Annotated in this window: 1 protein-coding gene; it reads left to right on the top strand. The window is 65.4% G+C overall.

Going from position 1 to position 1490, the window contains the following annotated elements; all coding sequences use genetic code 11:
* The first annotated feature begins 224 nt into the window (after positions 1-224).
* Entirely contained in the window at positions 225-1439 is a 1215-nt protein-coding gene (locus tag ACFWI9_RS34160) for an IS110 family transposase (RefSeq protein WP_387169166.1), read from the top strand.
* Positions 1440-1490 lie beyond the last annotated feature (51 nt).

Below are 1490 nucleotides of genomic sequence, written 5' to 3'. Positions count from 1 at the left end.
ACATCCTCCTTACCTTCTTGCTTGGGTTCGTCCTGGTCCTTCGTACGATCGGGAGGCCCAGGGGTTCCGGGTGTGGCTGCCATCCTCATGCCGTTGGTGTGGCTCACTGTGATTGGCCGCCCGGAACCCCGCGACGACTCGGCCGCTCATTGGGATGCGCGAACTGGATCGCTGTGTAAGGACACGTCGGCGAGGTCGTCTGCTGGGACATATGACGGACGGCGATGGAGGTGGTCGTGCCCATGCTTTGGGCCGGTACGGACGCGGGCAAGGCGGAGCATCACTGCACGGTGATCGACGCAGATGCCCAGGTGGTGCTCTCGCGACGCGTGGCGAACAACGAGCCCGAGCTGCTTGAGCTCATCGGCGACGTTTTAGCCCTGGACCCAGACGTGACCTGGGCGGTCGATCTCAACTCCGGCGGGGCCGGGCTGCTGATCGCACTCCTGGTCAACCACGGGCAGACGGTCCTCTACATCCCCGGACGCACCGTCTACCACGCCTCCGGCGCCTACCGCGGTGATGGGAAAACGGACGCGAAGGACGCCTTCGTCATCGCCGATCAGGCCAGGATGCGCCGTGACCTGCAGATACTGGCCGAGGAGGACGACATCGCGGTGGACCTGCGGATCCTCACCGCGCGCCGCTTCGACCTGACCGCCGACCGCACACGGGCCATCAACCGCTTGCGCTCCCAGATGCTGACCTATTTCCCAGCCCTGGAGCGCGCCTTCGAGTACAAGACATCGAAGGGAGCGCTGGTGCTACTGACCGGCTTCCAGACCCCAGCCGCCCTGCGCAGAACCGGCAAGGCACGCCTTACTACCTGGCTGAAGAACCGGAAGGTCCGCAATTCCGCGGCCATCGCAGCCACCGCACTGGAGGCCGCCGAGTCCCAGTACACCGCGGTCCCCGGCGAGAAGACGGCGGCCGCGATGGTGGTCCGTCTGGCAAAGGAGGTGATGGCCCTCGACGAGGTGATCACTGAGACCGATCGGCTCATCGAGGGCCGGTTTCGTGAGCACCGGCACGCCGAAGCCGTCCTGAGCATGCCCGGCATCGGCACCCTGCTCGGGGCCGAGTTCATCGCCTTGACCGGCGGGGACATGAACGTTTTCGGCAGCCCCAACCGGCTCGCCGGCGTCGCTGGACTCGCTCCCGTTCCCAGGGATTCCGGGAAGGTCAGCGGCAACCTGCGCAGACCGCACCGTTACAACCGACGGCTCCTGCGGCTCTTCTACCTTTCCGCCCAGGTCGCAGCCCGCTGCTGCCCAGTCTCGAAGACCTTCTACGACCGTAAGAGAGGCGAGGGGAAGAACCACAAACAGGCCGTCCTCGCCCTCGCCCGCCGACGCCTGAACGTGCTCTGGGCCCTTATACGAGACCACCGGACCTTCGAGATCGTCCCACCTCAACACACCGTCACAGCGACACCATGACGCGGCCACGATTCGTCATCCACCTGCCTTGACAACCTGATTGGGAATCAC

This window comes from Streptomyces sp. NPDC127084, assembly GCF_042724175.1.
GTDB lineage: Bacteria > Actinomycetota > Actinomycetes > Streptomycetales > Streptomycetaceae > Streptomyces.
The sequence above is the reverse complement of the archived record's forward strand: the minus strand, read 5'-3'. Positions and strand labels throughout refer to the sequence as shown.